This is a genomic window from Delftia sp. BGA-UO-ETr-SB1 (assembly GCF_059567865.1).
Genome location: NZ_JCAQOW010000004.1, coordinates 318,798 through 338,904 on the forward strand (window position 1 = coordinate 318,798; position 20,107 = coordinate 338,904).

At 69.2% G+C, this 20,107-nt stretch carries 12 protein-coding genes and 1 tRNA gene; 7 read left to right on the plus strand and 6 right to left on the minus strand.

From position 1 onward, the window contains the following. Positions 1-18 precede the first annotated feature (18 nt). The 5 genes from AC57B5_RS02000 to AC57B5_RS02020 form a co-directional block, all read right to left on the minus strand. Positions 19-2,886, minus strand: a complete 2,868-nt coding sequence (locus AC57B5_RS02000) for an NfrA family protein (protein WP_496398592.1) — start codon at positions 2,884-2,886, stop codon at positions 19-21. Further along, entirely contained in the window at positions 2,883-4,604 is a 1,722-nt protein-coding gene (locus tag AC57B5_RS02005; RefSeq protein WP_012204791.1) for a glycosyl transferase family protein, read from the minus strand. Before AC57B5_RS02005 ends, AC57B5_RS02000 begins: the two co-directional genes overlap by 4 nt. A gap of 42 nt (positions 4,605-4,646) precedes the next feature. Continuing rightward, the gene (locus AC57B5_RS02010) at positions 4,647-6,872 is read right to left on the minus strand and encodes a hypothetical protein (RefSeq protein WP_496398593.1); all 2,226 of its coding nucleotides are present in this window, start codon (positions 6,870-6,872) and stop codon (positions 4,647-4,649) included. Between the two features lie 79 nt (positions 6,873-6,951). Beyond that, positions 6,952-8,154: a non-hydrolyzing UDP-N-acetylglucosamine 2-epimerase gene (gene wecB, locus AC57B5_RS02015; protein ID WP_496398594.1), complete on the minus strand. Its 1,203-nt coding sequence runs from the start codon at positions 8,152-8,154 to the stop codon at positions 6,952-6,954. A gap of 622 nt (positions 8,155-8,776) precedes the next feature. After that, a tRNA-Ser gene (locus AC57B5_RS02020) sits at positions 8,777-8,866 on the minus strand. Between the two features lie 685 nt (positions 8,867-9,551). On the opposite strand from AC57B5_RS02020, the gene AC57B5_RS02025 reads away from it, so the two are divergent. The 3 genes from AC57B5_RS02025 (at position 9,552) to AC57B5_RS02035 (ending at position 13,569) form a co-directional block, all read left to right on the plus strand. After that, positions 9,552-10,544 (plus strand): hypothetical protein, encoded by a 993-nt coding sequence (locus tag AC57B5_RS02025; protein ID WP_448677555.1) that lies wholly within the window; start codon positions 9,552-9,554, stop codon positions 10,542-10,544. A 45-nt stretch (positions 10,545-10,589) separates the two neighbouring features. Then, positions 10,590-11,690 carry a M15 family metallopeptidase domain-containing protein gene (locus AC57B5_RS02030; protein ID WP_043823588.1) on the plus strand — a complete coding sequence of 367 codons (1,101 nt, stop codon included), beginning with the start codon at positions 10,590-10,592 and terminating at the stop codon, positions 11,688-11,690. A 64-nt stretch (positions 11,691-11,754) separates the two neighbouring features. Then, entirely contained in the window at positions 11,755-13,569 is a 1,815-nt protein-coding gene (locus AC57B5_RS02035; RefSeq protein ID WP_496398595.1) for a tetratricopeptide repeat protein, read from the plus strand. A gap of 23 nt (positions 13,570-13,592) precedes the next feature. Here the strand turns inward: AC57B5_RS02035 and AC57B5_RS02040 are convergent, their stop codons facing one another. Continuing rightward, entirely contained in the window at positions 13,593-14,810 is a 1,218-nt protein-coding gene (locus AC57B5_RS02040) for an MFS transporter (protein ID WP_496398596.1), read from the minus strand. Positions 14,811-14,916: 106 nt separating this feature from the next. On the opposite strand from AC57B5_RS02040, the gene AC57B5_RS02045 reads away from it, so the two are divergent. From AC57B5_RS02045 to AC57B5_RS02060, 4 genes are all read left to right on the plus strand, one after another. Beyond that, on the plus strand, positions 14,917-15,873 hold the full coding sequence (locus AC57B5_RS02045; protein WP_496398597.1) for a LysR family transcriptional regulator: 957 nt from the start codon (positions 14,917-14,919) through the stop codon (positions 15,871-15,873). A gap of 120 nt (positions 15,874-15,993) precedes the next feature. After that, positions 15,994-16,542, plus strand: a complete 549-nt coding sequence (locus AC57B5_RS02050) for an RNA polymerase sigma factor (RefSeq protein WP_065347574.1) — start codon at positions 15,994-15,996, stop codon at positions 16,540-16,542. Next, positions 16,532-17,491, plus strand: coding sequence for a FecR family protein (locus tag AC57B5_RS02055; RefSeq protein ID WP_496398598.1), 960 nt, complete (start codon positions 16,532-16,534; stop codon positions 17,489-17,491). Before AC57B5_RS02050 ends, AC57B5_RS02055 begins: the two co-directional genes overlap by 11 nt. 202 nt (positions 17,492-17,693) lie before the next feature. Next, complete coding sequence (locus tag AC57B5_RS02060; RefSeq protein WP_199961388.1) at positions 17,694-20,072, plus strand: TonB-dependent siderophore receptor; 2,379 nt, start codon at positions 17,694-17,696, stop codon at positions 20,070-20,072. Positions 20,073-20,107 lie beyond the last annotated feature (35 nt).

Here is a 20,107-nt window from a genome sequence, read left to right on the forward strand (position 1 = left end):
GGCGGCGGGGCAGGGCCTTCAATAGGACAGCGTCAGCGTCATGAAAAGGCCCTTGGCCCGGTCGGCCTGGCCGCCACCGATGTTGAAGCGGTACTGCATGGACCAGTCCAGATAGGACTGGGCCGTGCTGTAGTGGCTTTCGCGGAACCATTGGCGCAGGCTGACGCCCACGCCTGCGCTGGCGGACCAGCTGCTGCCATTGCCTTGCAGGGCCAGCGTCTGCCCCTGCTGGGCGGCCAATTGGGCTGCGGTGGGCGTGGCGCCCGGGGCGGCCTGCAGGGAGCGCACATCGACGCGGTTCCTCTGCTTGATCCAGTCGGCCGCGACCACGCCGAACGGAAAGATCACCAGCCCCTGGTTGATGCCGTCGGCGCGGAAGCTGCGGCCGATGCGGGCCTCGGTGGAGAAGAACCATTGCTCGCGCTTGTAGCGGCCCGAGCCGTCGCCCACCTGGGCGCCGCTGGTCTGGTCGGTCAGCGTGAAGCGCGAGGCCATGCTCTGGTTGGCATAGCCGGCCTGGCTGTAGCCTTCCATGGTGAACCAGCTGGAGCGGTCCGTGCGCCGGCCCGTGCCCTCGTAGAAGCCGTGGGTGACATAGGCCAGCCAGCCGCCCTGGCCCGCGCCCGCGCTGTACTTGGCCGAGATGGGATTGCCCAGCGCCGGGCCCGTGGGGTTGAGGGGGTCGCGCCCGCTCATCAGGCAGCGCAGCTGGGGCGATTCAGGCGTGATGAAGCCCGAGCGCGTGGCGGAGCCGATGTTGAACTGGCGCTCTATGCCAAAGGTCAGCGCGTACTTGGTGGACGGCGTGAAGCGCATGCCCAGCGAGCCCGTGGTGGTGGGCAGGCCAGAGATGCCGCGGTTGTCGCCGGCCTGCACATTGATGGGCAGGCCCGTGCAGGGGTCGATGGCGCTTTGGCCCAGCGTGGTGCCGCCTCCGTCATGCAAGGTGCTGCCCAGCCGCCCGTAGACATCGAAGATGCGCGTCGATGAGTTCAGGAAGTTGGACGGGCGCCAGTAGGCCTCGGCCGTGCCGAAGACGGCGTCGCCGGCCTGGGTGAGGATGCCGTCCGAGAACGCACGCCCCGCAGGCCGCGCACCCCGGTAGCCCATGGAGACGATGGCGCCCCATTCGCGCGAATAGCCGGAGACGGCGCTGCGTGCGTTTTCGCGCTGGCCGGGCGTGAGCTTGGCGGTGCCGGCGTCGTCCAGGTCGATGGCTTCCTTGAAGGTGCGCACGGCGCCCCGGTTGTCGCCGGTGCCGGCCAGCGCATAGCCTTCGTCCAGCATGGCGCCCGCTGGCGCCTCGCCCGTGGCGCGCGCCGCGCGAAAGTCCTGCAGCGCCTTGGCCGGCTCTTCCTGGCGCGAGTACAGGTAGCCGCGCTGCATCAGCAGCTGGGCGTCGTTGGGGGTGAGGGACAGGGACTTGTCCAGCCGCAGCAGGGCCTGGCCCTGCTGGTCGCGGTTGCCTGCGGCCAGCGTGGTGGTCAGCAGCTTTTGCAGTTGCGCATTGTCGGGGTCCTGCTCCACGGCCGTTTGCGCATGTTCGATGGCGGCCTTGTAGTCCTGGCGCGCGTAGGCCGCATAGGCCTGGGCGCTGGGGCCGCCCGTGCCCTGGGCATCGGAAGGCTGCAGCTCGCAGACCGTGCCATAGGGCGTGTCGCGGCAGTCCTGCAGGGGCGGCGGGTAGTCGGCCATGGCCAGGGTCTGCGAGGCGCCGCGCGTATCGGCCACCATGGGCGTGTCGCGGCCGGGGCGCAGGTCATCGGCTTGCTTGAGGCGGCGGGCCACGGATTCATCCTGTGCCGGCATGGGCGCCAGCAGCGCGCGGGCGCGTGCCGCGTCGCCAGCGGCCAGGGCCGCGTCGGCGGCGATCAGGCGCAGGTTGGCGGACTGCTTTTCGTCCAGCCAGTCCTGCTTGAGCACGGCATCGAAGTCCTCGTTGGCCTGTGCGGTCTTGCCCTGGCGCTGGCGGATGTAGCCGCGCATGCCCAGCGCCGCTGTGTCTTCGTTGTCCTGCGCCAGCGCCTCGTCTGCGGCTTTTTCCGCATCGGGCAACTGCTCGGCCAGCAGCAGCGAGGTGATCAGCAGCAGGCGGTGCGATGCCGTTCCCGGCGCCAGCGCCACTGCTTCGCGCGCAAAGGGCACGGCCTGCGCCGGGTTGTTGGCGATCAGCGCCTGGTAGGCCTTTTGCGCCGGCAGCACGGCCTGGCTGCGGCGCAGGGTCTGGCGCTTGGCCACCAGGTCGCTTTTGTTGGGTGGGTCCAGGGCCAGGGCGGCATCTGCGGCCTCGATGGCGGCGCCCAGTTGCTCCTGCGCCTCCAGCGCGCCTATCCACAGCAGCGCCCACTGGCCCTGGCTGGGGTCCAGGCGAAAGGCCTGCTCGGCCCTGCGCGCGCTGTCCGCGTAGTTCTTGGCGTTGTAGTCGGTGTAGGCCTGCGTGGCGATGGGAAAGGCCTTGTTGTAGGCCTCGGAAGCCGTGGCCCCCGCAGGCCCGCCCGCCGCCCCGCCTGCGGCCGCCGCCCGCACATTGGTTTCGGCCTGCTGCAGCGTGGCCTCGTCCAGCCCGGCGGCGCGGGCCGAGGCGATGGCCTTGAGCGCTTCCTCGTTCTTGCCCTGCTTTTGCAGCGAGTAGATCAGCAGCATGCGCAGGCGCAGCAGGTCGGGGCGCAGCTGTACGGCCGATGCGGCGGCGGTCGCGGCCCGTGCAAAGCGGCCGGCCTGGTAGTGGGCATAGGCCTGGTTGGCCAGTTGCCACGCGCGGCCCCTGAGCGGCGCCTCCGCCTTGACGGCCGCCACGGCCTGCGGCCAGGCCGGCGGCGTGTTCCAGCCGGCGCCCAGCAGCGCGGCCAGCGTGAGAGGGCGAACGAGGGGAGCGAGATGCTTCATATGCCGGCCCTTGGGGTGCTTGGAATGCCTTGTGCGGGAATGTCGGGATGCACCGTGGGGTCGGTGGGCTCCCCCTGCTGGAAGCTGATGGCCTCGCGCAGCGTGGCCTCGTCGAGCCAGCCCTGCTCCATGAGGATGGCGCCCAGCGGACGGCGTTCGCGCTGCTGTATCTCCAGCGCGGTGGCCAGCCGGGTTTCGTCGATGGCCTGCCATGACAGCAGCAGCTCGCCCAGGCGCTGGCGCTGGTGGCTCAACTGGTCGGTGGACGGGAAGTCGTGCATGGTCTTGTCCCAGGCCAGCCGCTTGCCCGTGACCAGGTGGACGATGAACAGCTTCCAGGCGCGCGCCGCCGCCATGGCATTGATGAAGTTGCCGATCACCATGCGCGGGATGGACAGCATGGCGTGCTCCCAGCCGTACAGGCGCGAGACGAACCATGCGCGCTGCACCACGCGCAGCAGCAGGGCGATGACGTTGACGCTCATCAGCGTTACCAGCCAGCCGTTGGGAGCGAACAGGGACGGGTAGTACACCGTCCACCAGCCCATGTGATCGGCCAGCAGGAACAGCAGGAAGTTCAGCAGCAGCAGATAGGCCAGGATGGCCACGAAGGAGGTCACCAGCCCCTTGCGGTCCCGGAACAGCAGGTACTTGGTGGACAGCGGCCCGGCCCAGCCGACCTGGCTCCAGCCCTGCAGGCCGATGCCCAGTGTCCAGCGCGCCTTTTGCCGGTAGGCGGTCTTGAAGGTGTTGGGAAAGAACTCGCGGATGCCCAGCGGCATGGTCAGCGTGGACACCTTTTCCTTGCCCAGGCCGAACAGCGGCTTGCGCCGTATCACGTAGTCCACGGGGAACTTGCCGAAGATCTGCTTCATGCCCCGGCGCGCCAGCCGAGCGCCGATGTCGTAGTCCTCGGTCAGGGTGTCGGTGTTGAAGGGCTGGTTGTGGGTCTCGGCCGCCAGCTCCTCCATCGCCTTGCGCGAAAAGCAGGTGCCCACGCCGGCCGAGGGCACCATGTGCGACATGCTCTCGCGCACCACCAGGTCCTTGGTGTGCCATTCGGCGAATTCGTCCATGTAGGTGCCGGCCACCAGCTCGTACCACTCGCGCTCCAGGGAGGTCACGGGCAGCTGGATGAAGTCCATGCGCGGCAGCAGGTAGTTGTAGTACTTGAGCTCCAGCGGGTGCAGCACGTCCTCGCTGTCGTGCAGGATCACGCCGGCAAAGGGCTCGGGCTGCAGCGTGTTCTGCTGGAAGATGGCCTGCACGATCCAGTTGAGGCAGTCGGCCTTGCAGGTGGGGCCGTCATGGGGCACCTCCACGCGGACCAGCTGGCGGTAGCGCCGGCGCATGCGCTCGACCTCGTTCTTGGTGCGCTCGTCGTTGCGGTAGGTGCCCACGAAGATCATGTAGTTCTTGTAGTCCAGCGTGCCCACCATGCTCTCGAGCATGGGCGCGATCACGTCGTACTCCAGCCAGGCCGGCACCATGATGGCCAGCGGCTTTTCCTCGACCTCCTGCAACTGCTGTGCCTTGAGCGGCTGGTAGCGGCGCTTGACGGTCAGCGCGCGCCAGGCCTCGCGCACCCAGTACCAGGCGTCGATGAACAGGTCGTCGATGCTGGACAGCAGGATGACGACGGCCACCACGGCGCTGACGATCTCCAGCGCGTGGTAGTAGTCGGCCACCAGGTAGGGCCAGTAGAGGGAAGAGATCATGGCGATCGCCTCATGCCGTCGTCATCGTTGCCCGGGCCGGGCTCAGTGCTTGGACTGCTTGCTGCGCGCCACCGCCCAGGCCAGCACCACCAGCAGCAGCACCACGAACAGCGCGATGGCGATGCCCGGCACGCTCCAGGACAGGAAGTTGCGCCATTCGTGGAAGGCGCCTTCGCGCGGACCCGACGGAATGCCGGTTTCGGGATTGCTGCTGTCCACCCAGGCCAGCGGGCCGTCGCCACCGATCACGGCGATGTTGCCGCGATTGAGCAGGAAGGGCTCGCCCAGGCCGCCCGTCCACTCGCCGATGGCATGCCACAGCACGCCCTGCTGGCCGCCTGCAGTGACCACTTCGGCCGAGGACAGTTGCTTGAGTCCCTTGATGTCCAGCCAGTCCGCCGACTTGCCGCGGATGCGCAGCTGCTGCCGGTCCGTCACCGTCACCAGGGGCTTGGCACCGTCCACCGGCACTTCCATGGCGACAAAGGGCATGGAGGGCTTGGCCGTTGCATCGGCCTGGGCCACGACCAGCTCGGCCTGCGAAGCCGACAGGCCGCTGGCGGCCGCCAGGTTGGCCATGCGCTCCAGCGCGGCCGGCGCCGCCGACAGATAGCTGGCGGGCACCAGGAACTGCGACTTGGCGCCCAGCAGCGGCAGCAGGCCGATGAAGCTGCCGTTGGCCTCGGCCTTGCCGGGCGTCACGTAGCTGATGGCCGGCAGCACGCTGGCGGGGTAGGGCTGGGGAATCTCGTTGCAGTCGGCCGAGTAGGGCTGGCGCTGCACGGACACCCGCAAGGTGTTGTTGATGCCCAGCGCATAGCCGGGCACACGGGCGCGCAGGCGTTCGGGCTGGCCGTTGGCCTCCAGCTGGCGGGCCGACAGCAGCATGCCGTTCCAGAACAGCGTGGCCACGGGGCGCGTGGCCGAGGCGCCGGGGGCGGCGGCCACGTACAGCGTGATCTCGCCCGGCATCTGGCCCTGCGAGGCCACGGCGCTCAGCGGGAAGTTCATCGTCCAGTCGCCGCGCGACAGCACGTCGAAGCTGTCGGGACTGCCGCCCAGGCTGGACAGGCGTATGCCCTTGGCCTCGTCCCATTGCGGGGGCTGGGCCGCGGCCACGGTCACGTTGTCGCTGACCAGCAGGCGCTGCAGGGCGGCCTCCTGCAGGCCGGCCACGCGCGCACCCGCGTCGGCTGCCACGGCCAGCACCATCTGGCGGCCCATGGGCAGGGCGCGCAACTGCTGCGAGGCCAGGGCCTCGTTGGCCAGCGGCGCGCGCCGGGCGCGCCATTGCTGCAGGGCCTGGCCCGCATCGGGGTCGGCCGCCAGTTGGGCCTGCAGGGCTGCGAAGGCGGCGGTCAGGCGCTGCTGCAGTGCCTTGTCGGCCACCACGATGTCTCCGCTGACCTGGGCGGCCCCCAGCATGAGCAGCGCGCCCAGTTCGGCGTCACTGGCCAGCTTGTGCTGGGGCTCGGCGCCGCGCAGTGCGGCAAAGGCGGGCACGCCGGCCAGGGCGGCGGGAACCTCCAGGCCGCGCAGGTCCAGCGTCTCCCCCACGGCGGGCAATGCGTTCACCGTCATGCGCCTGTTGTTGCGCTGCAGGCTGGCGCCAATGCGCCAGGCACTGTCGAACGAGGCCTGCTCCAGCTGCCTGCCCGCCACCAGCACGGTGGTGCGCACGGGCAGGGTGTTCCAGACATCTTCGATGCTGCGCACATCGCGCGGGTCCACGCGGTAGCTCAGCCGTGTCTGCGGCGAGATGGTCAGGGAGTTGGCCAGGGAGTGGTTGTCATCGCATCGCACCTGGCCGTTGCGGCTGCGCCAGTTCACGCCCAGCCGCACGAAATCGCTGGCGCGGGCCTGCTGGGCGACGGGCAGCGTGCGCTGCAGCATGCCGTCACCGTCGGGCACGGTCTGCGACACGGCGGGCGTGCCGTTGAGCGAGATCACCACGGTCGAGACACCGGGTTCGCCCTTGAGGTAGCGGCTGTCGAAGGCAATGCTGGCATCGCCCAGCGGCAGGCCGCGCGGCACGGGCAGGTAGAAGTCCTGGGTGGCCGTGCCGGCAAGCACCACGGGATCGACGATGCCCAGCTCCTTGAGCGTGACGCTGCGCTGCAGCCCGTCGCTGGCGCCCAGCTGGCGTATGGCGTCACCCAGCGCCGAGGCCGAGGCCGTCTGCGCGAACAGGGCGCCCAGGCCCAGCAGCGAACCCAGCGCCCAGCGGGCCCCGGTGCGGGAAAGCGATTGGCGGATGGTCGGTTGCATGGGGGCCTCTTTTCTCACTTCGGTGCTCGATTCGTAATGCGCTTCGTGGACGTGGTGCGCGGGGTGGTGCGTGCGTGGTTCAGGCCGGCGCCATGCCCTTGGTCACGGCGGCCGCGATGCCCGGGACGGCCGCGGCGCCCGTGTGTCCGGCGGCAAACTCGTCGAAGGGCTGTCCCAGCAGGGCACGCACGATGCGCTGCGAGGCCTGGCCATCGCCATAGGGATTGATGCGGCGCGCAAACGAGGCGTGGTGCCCCTCATCGGCCAGCAGCCGGTCGACCTCGGCCACGATGCGCGCGCGCTGCGTGCCCACCAGCAGCACGGTGCCGGCCGATACGGCCTCGGGCCGCTCGGTCACGTCGCGCATCACCAGCACGGGCTTGCCCAGGTAGGGCGCCTCTTCCTGCACGCCACCGGAGTCGGTCAGGATGATGTGGGCGCGCTGCATGAACCAGACGAAGTCCACATAGTCCAGCGGATCGATGAGGCGGATGTTGTCCATGCCGCCCAGCGTGCGCATGACCACTTCGCGCACGGCGGGGTTGAAGTGCACGGGGTAGACGATGAGCAGGTCCGGATGGCGCTGCGCCAGCTCGGCCAGCGCAGCGCAGATGTTCTGGAAGCCTTCGCCGAAATTCTCGCGCCGGTGTCCCGTGACCAGCAGCAGCGGGCGCTGCGCATCCACCCAGGGATGGCGCTGGGCAATGGCACGGGCCAGCTCGGGCTGGGCATCGAGCCGGTCGCACAGCGTGGCCAGCGCATCGATGACGGTGTTGCCCGTCACGGCGATGCGGCCCTGCAGGTTCTCGCCCAGCAGGTTGGCGCGCGACGTGGACGTGGGCGCAAACATCCACTGGCTGACCACATCGACCACGCGGCGGTTCATCTCTTCGGGAAAGGGCTGGGCCAGGTCGCCGGTGCGCAGGCCGGCTTCCACGTGGCCCACCGGAATGCGGCGGTGAAACGCCGCAAGCGCGCAGGCCGTGGCCGTGCTGGTGTCGCCGTGCACCAGCACGTAGTCGGGCTTTTCCTGTTCCAGCACGCCATCGGCACCTGCCACCACGCGGGAGAACAGGCCGTTGAGCGTCTGGTTGGGTTGCATGACGGCGAGATCGTGCTGCGCCCGCAGGCCAAAAAGATCCATCACCTGATCCAGCATCTGCCGGTGCTGGCCGGTGACGCACACCACGCTCTCGATGCCCCGCGTCTGCGACAGGGCCGTGACCAGTGGCGCCATCTTGATGGCCTCGGGACGGGTCCCGAAAAACGAAAGAATCTTCATGCCAACCCCTTTTGCGTTTTCCTGTGCTCTTCGCTTGTGCGTTCTTGTGCTGCGCTGTACCCGGCAGGGGGCAGGACCCGTCTCAGCCCGAAGACGGGCCGGGCAGGCCGCAAAGCGGTGTGGAATATACGGCGGGTTTTTGGAATTTTCGATCGATTGCTCCGATTCGATTGAAAACTATCGTCAATTGAGAGAAATTGACGGAAGTTAAGAGGACTTGAGGGAGCTTGATGACCTTGCTTTCCATTGGGGAACCTCCGTCGAATCTCAAGCGCCGCAAGCCATGCGCGCCATGGGGCTGGATGCACGTTCGCGCCAGGGGTGCTGTTGCACAAAGCTGCGCGCCTGGGGGCTTTGTTGCAGCTAGTACATCACCGAAACAAGGATGTGCTTGTCAGACGCTTGCCTATTGCTGCCAGCTGCTGCCTATTGCAAGCCCTGGGGCGCGTCTGCGCAAGGCTTGGAGGGGGTGTCCGTGCTGTCGCTTTCCCTGATGTGCGGCCGGTGCGCGGGGCCGGGGCAGGGGCGGGCGCGGCGGGCGCAAACCTGGGCATGAACCTTGCCACAAGCCGGCCCGGAAACGAAAACGGGCCCCGTGTAGGGGCCCGTTTTGCTGGGTGTATGGCGGAGAGGGCGGGATTCGAACCCGCGGTGGGGATTAGCCCACACACGCTTTCCAGGCGTGCGACTTAAACCGCTCATCCACCTCTCCGAAGCCAGCGATTGTAGCAGTGATTTCGGGCGGTCACGGTAAGAAGCTGGAACCGGCGGCGATGCGGGTGTGCCCCGCTGCACCTTGCAGGTACAACCGGCGAGGCCGCCCCGGTCGTCCAGCCGCAAGCCATTTGGGATGGTGAATGGTTGCAGTATCGTGAAATCCGGCGGACTTTTGATGCGGGTCCATCAAGGGAATCCTCGGTGCGCGCTATTTGCAGTTGGCAAACCATGGCGTATCCGCATTGATTCAGGTTTTCCTCAGCCCGTGCATTCGATGGAGGCAGATGTTGGGAGCTGTCATGTATACAAGAAGGTATTTTCTTTGCTTTGTGAAATTGGGGTGAATTTCATGTAAGTCATTGATGTTGTTGATTTTTGTGCAAATGAAATTTATCTGGTTTGAACGGTTCCAGAATGCATCCTGGATGAATTGCAAATGTTGAATGCAATTCTCAAGCGCCGGATGCATTTTGCAACAGACGCCGCATGCCAGCTTGTAGACAATGCCTGCGGCGCCGGGCCTTGAAATGCCTGTTTCAAGCCCATTGCGGCAGATTCCTCCTGTATTGCGGCGTATCGACAGCCCAGGCCAATCATAGAAACCCGCTATCACCATGGCTCACCATTCAATGCGCTCCGATTTTTACTGTGGCGGGGCGCTGCCATGGCGGGCACTGGCCTTGAGCCTTGCGGCGGTGCTGGGTGCCGGGGCGGCGCTCGCTGCCGGGCCGCAGCGGCAGGTGCTGGAAAGCCTGCCGTCCGGCACGGCCAAGGGGGCGCCTGCCTATGAGTTGTCGCTGCCTGCCTGCACGGCGGCGCCTTGTCCCTTTGAGTTGAGGCTGGTGCGTGCCGGTGTGCAGCAGGGCCAGCCAGCGGCGCTGTCCTGGCCGGCGTCCAGGGGGCCGGCGCAATTGGCGCAGCCCGATCCGCTGTACGGCGTGGGCGATCCGCTGTCTGCGGCAGCAGGGCTCCAGCACCTCGAGCGCGTGTGGACGACTGGCGAGGAAGAAGACACCGTCACCGCTGCCGTGCGCAGCTTGCGCCTGCCCGGCGTGCAGGGCGGCTCGCGTGCGCTGCTGGTCACGCAGATGGGGGGCTTTGAGCATCCCAAGCGCCGCCATGCGCTGTATGTCGCCACCGCCCAGGGCCCGCACCTGGCCTGGCAGTACGACGAGCCCCAGGGCAACTACCAAAGCTGGGTGCTGGCGCCCACGGGCCGGATTCCGGTGCTGCTGGTGCGCTATGCATCACCGCAGGACGATGCGCCCGACCAGATCGAGACCCGCAGCCTGCGCTGGAACAAGGGCCGGCAGGCGTTTGCCGAGCAGGCCTCGGCACCACCGGCCGCCGTGCAGGCCGTGGTGGCGGCGCGCTATGCCAGCGTGGCGGCAGCGCGTGCCGCACGCGCGCAGCAGGCCGAATGCCTGGGCGCCTATTCCGTCGTGCGCACACGCCCCGCAGGCGCCGCGCCCCATCACGCCCTGGTGCAGGTGGCGGCGGACATGGCGCAGGCGCATGCTGAATCTCTGCGGCTGCGTGCCTGCTCGGCCAGCCTGCAGCCGCGCACCGTGCCATTGGTGCACCTGCTGCCGGATGCCGGCCTGAATCCCGGCAAAAAAACCGGCAACAAAACCGACCGCAAAACCGACAGCAAACCCGAGCCCGCCCGCTGAGCCGGTGCTGCGGGCCATATCGACAACCACAACGAGGGGAGAAGCATGCCTGACATCAAGGACAGCGTAGGCGAGGGCGGCAGCAACCAGGTGCATGACGTGGCCCTGCTGCAGGCCATGCTGCGCGTGGTCAAGGACGCCAAGAACGCGCCGTATCTGGGCGTGGACTACGACGGCAGCTACGGCGCGCAGACGCGCGCCGCGCTGGAGCGTTTCCAGAACGACCACAAGCTCGCCGCCGCCAAGGCCGCGCCGGGCCAGCCGCAGGCCGGGGGTGCCAAGGAGGCGCTGGGCCTGGCGGCAGCCGGAGGGGCCACGGTGGCCAAGCTCAGCGGCATGCTGCCGGCCTCGCACCAGGGCATGCGCGCCGCGCAGAACTCCAAGACGGTGTACCTGGAGGCCAAGGCCCAGGACGTGGCCACCAGCAAGGCCGCCATTGCCAACGATGCGGAGTACGAGCCCACCTTCCGCGCCAAGCTGGCCAGCCTGGTGCAGCAGATGTATGACACGCACAAGATCGCGCTGTGGATCACGCCCACGGGGCGCCGGCGCACCTTTGCCCAGCAGGCCGCCGAGACCCAGACCAAGGCCGGCCCGGGCGAGAGCAACCACAACTTCGGCCGCGCGGCCGACATCGGCTTCAAGCGCTTCCAGTGGGTCAAGGGCGACGGCAGCATCGTCACCGACGCCGACTGGCTCAACCAGTTGGAGGCCGTCAAGTCCGCCGATGCATCGCGCTGGTGGAATGAGCGCGACAGCCTGGCGGCCAAGCAGGGCCTGCTGCCGCTGAAGTTCGAGCGCGTTCACCTGCAGGCATTCGCCCAGCAGGGGGTGAGCAACCAGCGCTCGCTGGCCAAGCTGCTCAACGCCGTGTCGCAGAACAACATGGGCTGGAAATCCGCCTACCAGGCCGACCTGCAGTCCCAGGGCAAGCATTGGGTGAATGTGGGGTCCGCCAAGTCCATCTGGGCTGGAGCCGCCTCCGTGACCAAGGCCGATCTTGCCAAGGCCCGCACGGCGGCCACCGGCAAGCAGGTCAAGGAAGCGCAGATCACCCAGGACGAGGTGGACGCCATGCGCCGCATGCTCAAGGCCGATTTCGAGCAGGCCGACCTGAACTGGTCCAAGTGGGCGCCCGTGCCCTGAGCCTGCCCGGACGCCTGCCGTGCAGGCAGGCGTCACTCCCATCGCATCTTCCGGAGAGAGCATCTTGAGAATCGACCCTTCGACGGGCGAGGCCGCCCTGCGCGCGCCACTGTCCCTTTCGCTGCCCCTGCCTGTGTCCCTGTCCGCGTCCCTTCCCGCCATGGACGCTGACGCAGCGCCGGGCGGTCCGCCTGCCATCCGCGCCCCGCAGGACGTTCTTTCGGGCGTGCGCGTTGCCTCGCAGCTGCTGCAGGACTTTCGCCCCATCACCGAAAGCATCGAGTGGGAGCTGGGCCACCTGCACTGGGCGCAGGCCGGCCTGCTGACCTTTGCCGAGAACGAAGTGCCCTACGTGGTCAACAACAGCGGCCGCCTTTCGGAAGATGCGGCGGCCCTGCTGTTCCACCACTGCGCGGACACCGCGCCGCAAGGCGCCATTGCCGTGCTGGAATTGGGCGCCGGCTGCGGCCTGTTTGCGCGCATGTTCCTGCAGGCCTTCCGGCACCTGTGCCAGCAGGAAGGGCGTGATTTCGACCAGCGGCTGGTCTACTACGTCACCGATGGATCTCCCCGCACGGTTGCGCAATGGCAGGAGCGCGCGCTGTTTGCCGAGTTCGGCGGCCAGGTCGTGGCCGGCTGCTGCGACGCCATGCGGGCCGAGGCCGTGCAGCTGCCGGACGGCAGCACCGTGCCCCTGCCGCCGCTGCACGCCGTGTTCTGCAACTACGTGCTGGACGTGCTGCCTGCCACCGTCGTGCGGCGGCAGGGCGACGGGCCGGTGCAGGAATTGCGCATACGCACCCGCCTCACCGATGACGCCCAGCTCGTGCGCCAGTACACCGCGCTGTCGCCGGGCGAGATCCGCGCCCTGGTGGACCATGCGGATGCAGAGCAGCGTGCGCGCCTGCTGCCCCTGGTGGGCCTGTTCGAGCAGGAGGTGGGCTTCTTCGACTGCGACCAGGCAGCGCTGTCGCCCTGGGTGGAAGCCGCCTTGTCCGTCAGCGAGGCGGCACCGCGCCTGCTGGTCAACCACGGCGCCTTTGGCGCGCTGCAGACGCTGCAGCAGCGGCTGGCGCCCAAGGGGCTGGTGCTCATCAACGACTACGGCGCCTGCACGCCCGAGGCGGCGGCCCAGGCGGGCGCCTCCCAGCGCTTTGGCCGCACCAGCGCCATCGGCCTGAACTTTCCGCTGCTGGCGCAATTGTTCGGGCGCGAGGGCTGGCAGGTGCTGGCGCCTTCGGGCGATGCGCAAAGGGCCATCCATGCGCGGCTGCTGATCGGCGAGGGATGCGAGCGCACGGCGGCCGCCTTTCTCAACCGCTTCAGCGCCGACGCGCAGCAGTTCTTCGAGGCCCCGGCCCAGGAGGCCCGCACGCACCTGGAGTCGGGCCGCCAGGACGCCGCTTTGGAAAGCTACCGCCAGGCCATCACCCGCAGCCCGCGCGACTGGCGGCTGCTGGGCGAGGTGGCCGAATTCGTGGGCCTGCAGCTGCGGGACTTTGCCGCCGGCATCGAGCTGGCGCGCAGCGCGCTGGACCTCAATCCCTGGCTCAGTACCTGGCTGTGGAATGTGCTGGGCGACTGCCTGTTCTGCCAGGAGCAGTTCGCGGCCGCGCATGACGCCTACCTGCAGGCCGAAGGCATAGACCCGCGCGATGCGCGCACCCAGCTCAACCTGGCCTACACCTGGCAACAGCGCGGCGACCCGGCGCGCGCGCTTGCCTGCATCGCCCAGGGCCTGGCGGGGGATGCGCATGGCGTGCACACGCAGCGCCTGATGGAAAAGCAGCAGCAGATCCTGGCGCAGATCGCTGCCCTGCGCGCCTCGGAGCAGCAGCGGCTGGCCCAGCGCGCGGCACGGCTGCAGGGCGGGGCATAAGCCTGCCGGCAGCCCGCGGAAGTTCAGCGGTTGCGGCCCGCCAGCCGCACGGCCAATGCCGCCGCCGATGCCGCGCAGGCCAGGGCCACCACGCCGCTCCAGCCCCACTGCGCCAGGGCCAGTGCGCCCAGCGCCGAGCCCGAGGCCATGCCGATGAACACGCCCGTGAACAGCAGCGCATTGAGCCGGCTGCGTGCAGCGGGGTCCAGGCCATACACCAGGGTCTGGTGCGCTACCAGCGTCGCCTGGATGCCGAAGTCGAAACCGATGGCGCTGGCCACCAGCAGCGGCAGCCGGGCCGCAGCCGGCAGCCAGGGCGACAGTGCCAGCACGGCAAACGACGCCAGGGCCAGGCCCGCACCCAGGCAGGTCACGCGCTGCGGGCCGCTGCGGTCGGCCAGCCGGCCTGCCAGCGGCGCGGCCAGCGCACCGGCGGCGCCCGCCAGGCCCAGGGCGCCGGCTGCGGCGCTGCCCATGTGGAACTGCTGGTGCAGCATCACGGCCAGCGTGGACCAGAAGGCACTGAAGGCCACCGACAGCAGGCCCTGGGCCAGGGCCGCACGGCGCAGCGCGGGCTGGCCGCGCCACAGTTGCACCATGGAGCCCAGCAGCGCGCCATAGCCCAGTTGCGTGGTCGGCCTGAAACTGGGCAGGCCGCGCCACAGGGCCACCCCCAGCAGTGCCATGGCAGCGGCGGCCAGCAGGTAGACGCTGCGCCAGCCGCCATGCTCGGCCAGCAGCCCGCTGACCACGCGCGACAGCAAAATGCCCAGCAGCAGCCCCGTCATCACCGTGCCCACCACCTTGCCGCGCTGTTGCTCGGGCGCCAGCGTGGCGGCGGCCGGCACCACATCCTGCGCCAGGGTGGCGGCCAGGCCCACGGCCAGGCTGGCGGCCAGCAGCGGCGCCAGGCCCGGGGCCAGGCCGCTGGCCAGCAGGGCCAGCATCAGCGCGGCAGTCTTGGCCAGGATGATGCGCCGGCGGTCCATGCGGTCGCCCAGCGGGGCCAGCAGCAAAATGCCCAGCGCATAGCCCAGCTGGGTCAGCGTGGGCACAAAGCCCACGGCGCGCTCGCCCGCGCCCAGGTCGGGGCCGAGCACGCCCAGCATGGGCTGGCTGTAGTAGAGCGAGGCCACGCCCACGCCCGCCGTGGTCGCCATCAGCAGCACCAGCGACCGGGGCACGCCGGACGCCTTTTCGCTGGTGGCCGCTTGGTTATGCGTAGATTGAATGCAAGACATGTTGATCCGCCCGTACGGCGTGTTTGAGAAACGATGGCCGTAGTGTGGTGCGATGCAGCAACCCACGGTAGTGGCTGCATCCGCAGAATCGATATACGCTTGGCGTATGACCATCGCCGACCTCTCCCTGCCTTCGGGCGCAGACCGCATCGAACTGCTGCAGACCTTTGTGCGCATCGTCGAAAGCGGCAGCCTCTCGGCCGCCGCGCAGCAGATGTCCACCACCCAGCCCACGGTCAGCCGGCGCCTGCAGACGCTGGAGCGCGCGCTGGGCCTGCGCCTGCTGCGGCGCTCCACCCACGCCATGGCGCTGACCGACGACGGAGAGCGCTGCCTGGCCCATGCGCGCGAACTGCTCGATACATGGCGGGCGCTGGAGTCCGACCTGCGCGGCGCCCAGGACACGCCGCGCGGCCTGCTGCGCGTGGTCGCGCCCCACGCCTTCGGCCAGGACCAGCTCATGGCGCCGCTGCTGCAGTTCCTGGGCCGCCATCCGGCCGTCAAGGTCGAGTGGCTGCTGCATGACCGCCAGCCGGACTTCATTGCCGAGGGCATCGACTGCGCCGTGCAGGTGGGCGCCGTGGTCGATCCATCGGTGGTCGCGCTGCGCGTGGCCGAGGTGCCGCGCATTGCCGTGGCCGCGCCTGCCTTGCTGGGGCAGGGCAGCGTGCCCCAGCACCCGCGCGAGCTGCAGGGGCTGCCCTGGATTGCGCTGCGCACTTTCTACCAGCGCGAGCTGGAACTGCACCGCGTGGGCGATGAGCGGGTGTGCAAATCCTGGCGTCTGCAGTTCGAGCCCCGGCTCAGCACCGACAGCCTTTATGCGCTGCGCAACGCCGCCCTGGGCGGGCTGGGTGCGGCCCTGGCCTCGGCCTGGATCGTGCGCGACGATCTGGAGGCGGGCCGCCTGGTGCACCTGGCCCCGGACTGGCAGGCCGCGCCGCTGCCCGTGCACCTGGTGTATCCGCAGGCGCGCCACCAGCCGGCGCGCCTGCGCGCCTTCATCGCGGCCATGCGGGAGGTCATGCCGGGACTCACCGGAATGCGCGCGCCGCTGCCCTGAGCCGTTCGCCCGCCGCTGTTGCGGCGGCGCGTCACCGCCCGGTTTGCCAACGGTAAGCATGGCAACTGCATAGGATAATAAGAATCATTTGCGATCTTCTTCGCGATTGGCTTTTCCTCCATGCCGTCCCCCTCCACGCTACAACTGCCCGCCGAGCCCCTGCTGGCCCAGCTGGTGCAGCACTATGACGAACTGGTCGGTTTCCTGCGCCACCGCTTCGGCGACGAATGCCAGCCTCGCGAAATCGTCAACGAGCTGTGCCTGCGGTTGATGGAGCGGCCCGTTCCCCAGGGCATTGCCAACCCGCTGGCCTTTCTGCGGCATCTGGCGCGCGACCTGGCCATAGACCGCCACCGGGCCCAGGCGCGCCGGCCCGAAACGCCCTTCGATGGCGCCGAGCTGGAAGAGCGCCTTGCCCCCGCCGCAGCCATGCCGCTGTCCCCGCCCGAGCTGGCCGTGGCCGCCGCCCAGCGCCAGCGCGCGCTGCTGGTGGCGATAGAGCAGCTGCCCCAGGCCAGCCGCGAGGCCTTCATCCTCACCAAGCTCTACGGCATGCCGCAGGAAGAGGCCGCGCAGCGGATGGGCATCTCGCGCGGCATGGTGGCCCGCCATCTGGCGCGTGCACTGCGCGATGTGCAGCCCGTGCTCACGGCCGACCATGCCGCCTGAGATCACGCGCAGCACAGGCGGCACGCGCAGCGCGCGCCAGGGTGCTTCTGCGCAGTCTTCGGGGCGCAGCGCCCATCTGCCCGTCGATGACGCCCTGGCCCCCTTTGCCGACATGCTGCGCCGGCACCTGCCCACGCCCGAGGAAATCGAGCAGGCCGCCGCCCAGCGCCAGAAACTGCGCCAGCGCAGGGCGCTGCGCGCAGGCACGGCTGCGGCCCTGGCGGCGCTGGCGCTGCTGCTCTGGGCCGACCCCGCGCTGCAGCGCCAGACCCTGGCGACGGCCGTGGGCCAGCGCCAGAGCTGGCAACTGGCCGATGGCAGCGAGGTGCAGCTGAACACCGGCTCGCGCGTGCAAGTGGCGCAGCACCTGCGCTCGCGCCGCCTGGTGCTGGACCAGGGGGAGGCGTCCTTCGAGGTATCCCATGCCTTCTGGCACGGCTGGGTGCCCTGGCTGCAGCGGCCCTTCACCGTGCAGGCCGGCGGCGTGGTGGTGCAGGACATCGGCACCGTGTTCGGCGTGCACCGCCATGAGGATGGCGCCGACATCACCGTGCTGCAGGGCAGGGTACGCGTGCATTCCATGGATGGTGGCGGCGCACCCGTGGAGCTGTCCACCGGCCAGCAACTGCGCACGCGCGCCGGCCGGCCGCTGCCGCAGCTCGTGCCGGCAGAGGCGGGCGACGGCGCCGCTGCCCTGGCCGCCCTGGCCTGGCGGGAGGGCCGCCTGGTGCTGGACGGCACGCCGCTGTCCGAGGCCGTGGCGCAGATGCAGCGCTACCGCAGCGCACCCATCGTGCTGGCCGACCGGCATGCGGCGCAGCTGCGCATCTCGGGGCAGTTCGACCTGGACCGCATCGACCAGCTGCTGGACTTGCTGCCCCGCCTTGCCCCCGTGCAGGTGCGGCATGAGGACGGCGGCCGCGTGCTGATCTCCACGCGCCACAGGTAGGCGCAGGTAGGCCGCCCGGCAGTTGTCCCTGCAGCCGCTGGCCTGATCCAGAAATTTTCCGTGGCCATGTGTACAAACCTGCGCGCTGCAGCGGCTTACAGGCAGACCGGCATCGCGCCCGGGGCCGAACAGGCCCTGGAGGGGCCTGCCGCCACCGCCGTACCCCGTATTCCGTATCCAACGCCTCAGGAGAGATGTCGCCATGAACCCTTCCCCTACCGTCACCGGCCTGCCGCGCCTTCGCATCGCGGCCCTGGCCGCCGCACTGTGCATTGCCGGCCTGGCCCATGCCCAGCCCCTGGCCGTGGACCTGCCTGCCCAGCCGCTGGCCCAGTCGCTGAACGCGCTGGCGCGCCAAAGCGGCGCCCAGATCATCTTCCTCACCGATGTGGCCCAGGGCCTGCAGGCGCCCGCGCTGCGCGGCACGCTGGAAGTGCGCGAGGCCCTGCAGCGCCTGCTGGCCGGCAGCGGCCTGCAGGTGCGTGCGCAGGATGAGCGCACCTTCACCGTGGAGCGCAGCGGCGGCCCGGCTGCCAGCTCCGGCGCTGGGGGCGCCGTCATGGCAGAAGTGCGAGTGCTGGCCTCGCGCGCGGAGGACACGGCCTACTACGCCCCCTCGGCCGCCAGCGGCACCAAGACCGAGGCGCCGCTGCGCGACGTGCCCCAGACCATCAATGTGATCCCCCAGCAGGTCATGCGCGACCAGGCCGCCACCTCGCTGCAGGACACGCTGCGCAACGTGGCCGGAATCGGCCTGTCGCACGGCGACGGCCAGCGCGACCAGGTCAGCATCCGCGGCTTCACCAGCATCGGCGACCAGTTCGTGGATGGCTTCCGCGACGATGCGCTGTATTTCCGCGACCTCTCCAACATCGAGCGCGTGGAAGTCGTCAAGGGCCCGGCCGCCGTGCTCTATGGCCGGGGTTCCTCGGGCGGCCTGGTCAACCGCGTGACCAAGAAGCCGGGCGTCAATGTCTCCGACGTGGCCGTCAGCATTGGAAGCTGGGCCGACAAGCGTGCCGAATTCGACGTGGGCCGCGCGCCCGAGGGCAGCGACTGGTCCTGGCGCGTCACCGGCGCCGCCGAAGACGCCAACAGCTACCGCAGCCAGCAGTTCCTCAAGCGCGAGACCATCGCCCCCTCCGTCATGTGGAAGCCGGACGGCAACACCTCGCTGACGCTGCAGGCCGAGCTGCTGCGCGACAAGCGCGTCACCGACTTCGGCATTCCCGCCTACCGCGGCCGCCCCGTGGATGTGGCGCCCGGCACCTACTACGGCTCGGCCAATGCGCGCGATGCGGACACCTCCGAATCCACCGTGGGCTCCTTCACTGCCACCTTCAACCACCGCTTCTCGGACACGCTGCGCGTGCGCAACGCGCTGCGCTACTACCACTACGAGCTGGACCGCCAGAACACCTTGCCGGCCGGCACCACCAACGAGGCGGCCGGCACCGTGGCGCTGACCCGCTCGGGCGTGGACCGCAACGAGCACGGCATCTTCAACCAGACCGAGCTGATCCAGAATTTCAGCACCGGCAGCGTGCAGCATGAAGTGCTCTACGGCCTGGAGCTGGGCCAGCAGAACAAGGATGCGCTGTCCTACAGCGGCGGCACCCTGGCCAACGTGAACCTCTGGAACCCCGTGCTGCCCGTGGCCCCGCTCAACGGCGGCGGCACCCTGAGCGGCAGCACGCTCAACCGCTACCTCACGCGGGCCCTGTACCTGCAGGACCAGGTCACGCTGTCGCCGCAGTGGAAGCTGCTGGTGGGCCTGCGCTATGACCGCTTCGGCCAGGAAACCGACAACCGCCTGGCCGGCCAGAGCGACTTCAGCCGCACGGACTCCACCTGGAGCCCGCGCGCCGGCCTGGTGTGGCAGCCCGATGCCGTGCAGTCCTATTACCTGTCGGTCAGCCGCTCCTACCAGCCTTCGGCCGAGATGTTTGCGCTGTCGGCCACCAATGCCGCCATCAAGCCGGAAAGCACCACCAACTATGAAGTGGGCGGCAAATGGGACCTGATGGACGGCAAGGCCATGGCGACGGCATCGCTGTTCCAGCTGGAACGCACCGACATCAAGACCACCAACCCGGCCCAGCCCACCCAGCTGATCCCCATCGGCACGCAGCGCACGCGCGGCCTGGAGCTGTCGCTGTCCGGCGAACTGCGCCCCGGCACCCAGGCCACCTTCAGCTACGCCTACCTGGATGCCGTGGTCACCGAATCCACCACCGTGGACGCCGGCCAGCCCGTGCAGGGCAAGCGCGCCACCATCACGCCCAGGAACTCCCTGTCTGTCTGGCTCACCCAGCGCCTGGGCGATGCCTGGACCGTGGGCGGCGGCCTCAACTACGTGGGCGACCGCTTTGCCAACCCCGGCAACACCGTCACGCTGCCCGCCTACACGGTGGTGGATGCCATGGCCCAGTACCGCATCGGCCGTGCCACCACGGTGCAGCTGAACCTGCGCAACCTGTTCGACCGCCGCTACATCGTCTCGGCCCACGGCACCAGCCCCAACCTGAACCTGCCCGGTGCGCCGCGCAATGTGATGGTGACGCTGCGGCACAGCTTCTGAGGCCGCGCCGGCAGCGCCGGCCTCTGCAAAAGACA

What these genes read in the sequence shown, in the direction of transcription:
- AC57B5_RS02000 (WP_496398592.1), bottom strand. Translation starts at nt 2,886, where the DNA reads ATGAAGCATCTCGCTCCCCTCGTTCGCCCTCTCACGCTGGCCGCGCTG.
- AC57B5_RS02005 (WP_012204791.1), bottom strand. Translation starts at nt 4,604, where the DNA reads ATGATCTCTTCCCTCTACTGGCCCTACCTGGTGGCCGACTACTACCAC.
- AC57B5_RS02010 (WP_496398593.1), bottom strand. Translation starts at nt 6,872, where the DNA reads ATGCAACCGACCATCCGCCAATCGCTTTCCCGCACCGGGGCCCGCTGG.
- wecB (WP_496398594.1), bottom strand. Translation starts at nt 8,154, where the DNA reads ATGAAGATTCTTTCGTTTTTCGGGACCCGTCCCGAGGCCATCAAGATG.
- AC57B5_RS02030 (WP_043823588.1), top strand. Translation starts at nt 10,590, where the DNA reads ATGCCTGACATCAAGGACAGCGTAGGCGAGGGCGGCAGCAACCAGGTG.
- AC57B5_RS02040 (WP_496398596.1), bottom strand. Translation starts at nt 14,810, where the DNA reads ATGTCTTGCATTCAATCTACGCATAACCAAGCGGCCACCAGCGAAAAG.
- AC57B5_RS02045 (WP_496398597.1), top strand. Translation starts at nt 14,917, where the DNA reads ATGACCATCGCCGACCTCTCCCTGCCTTCGGGCGCAGACCGCATCGAA.
- AC57B5_RS02050 (WP_065347574.1), top strand. Translation starts at nt 15,994, where the DNA reads ATGCCGTCCCCCTCCACGCTACAACTGCCCGCCGAGCCCCTGCTGGCC.
- AC57B5_RS02055 (WP_496398598.1), top strand. Translation starts at nt 16,532, where the DNA reads ATGCCGCCTGAGATCACGCGCAGCACAGGCGGCACGCGCAGCGCGCGC.
- AC57B5_RS02060 (WP_199961388.1), top strand. Translation starts at nt 17,694, where the DNA reads ATGAACCCTTCCCCTACCGTCACCGGCCTGCCGCGCCTTCGCATCGCG.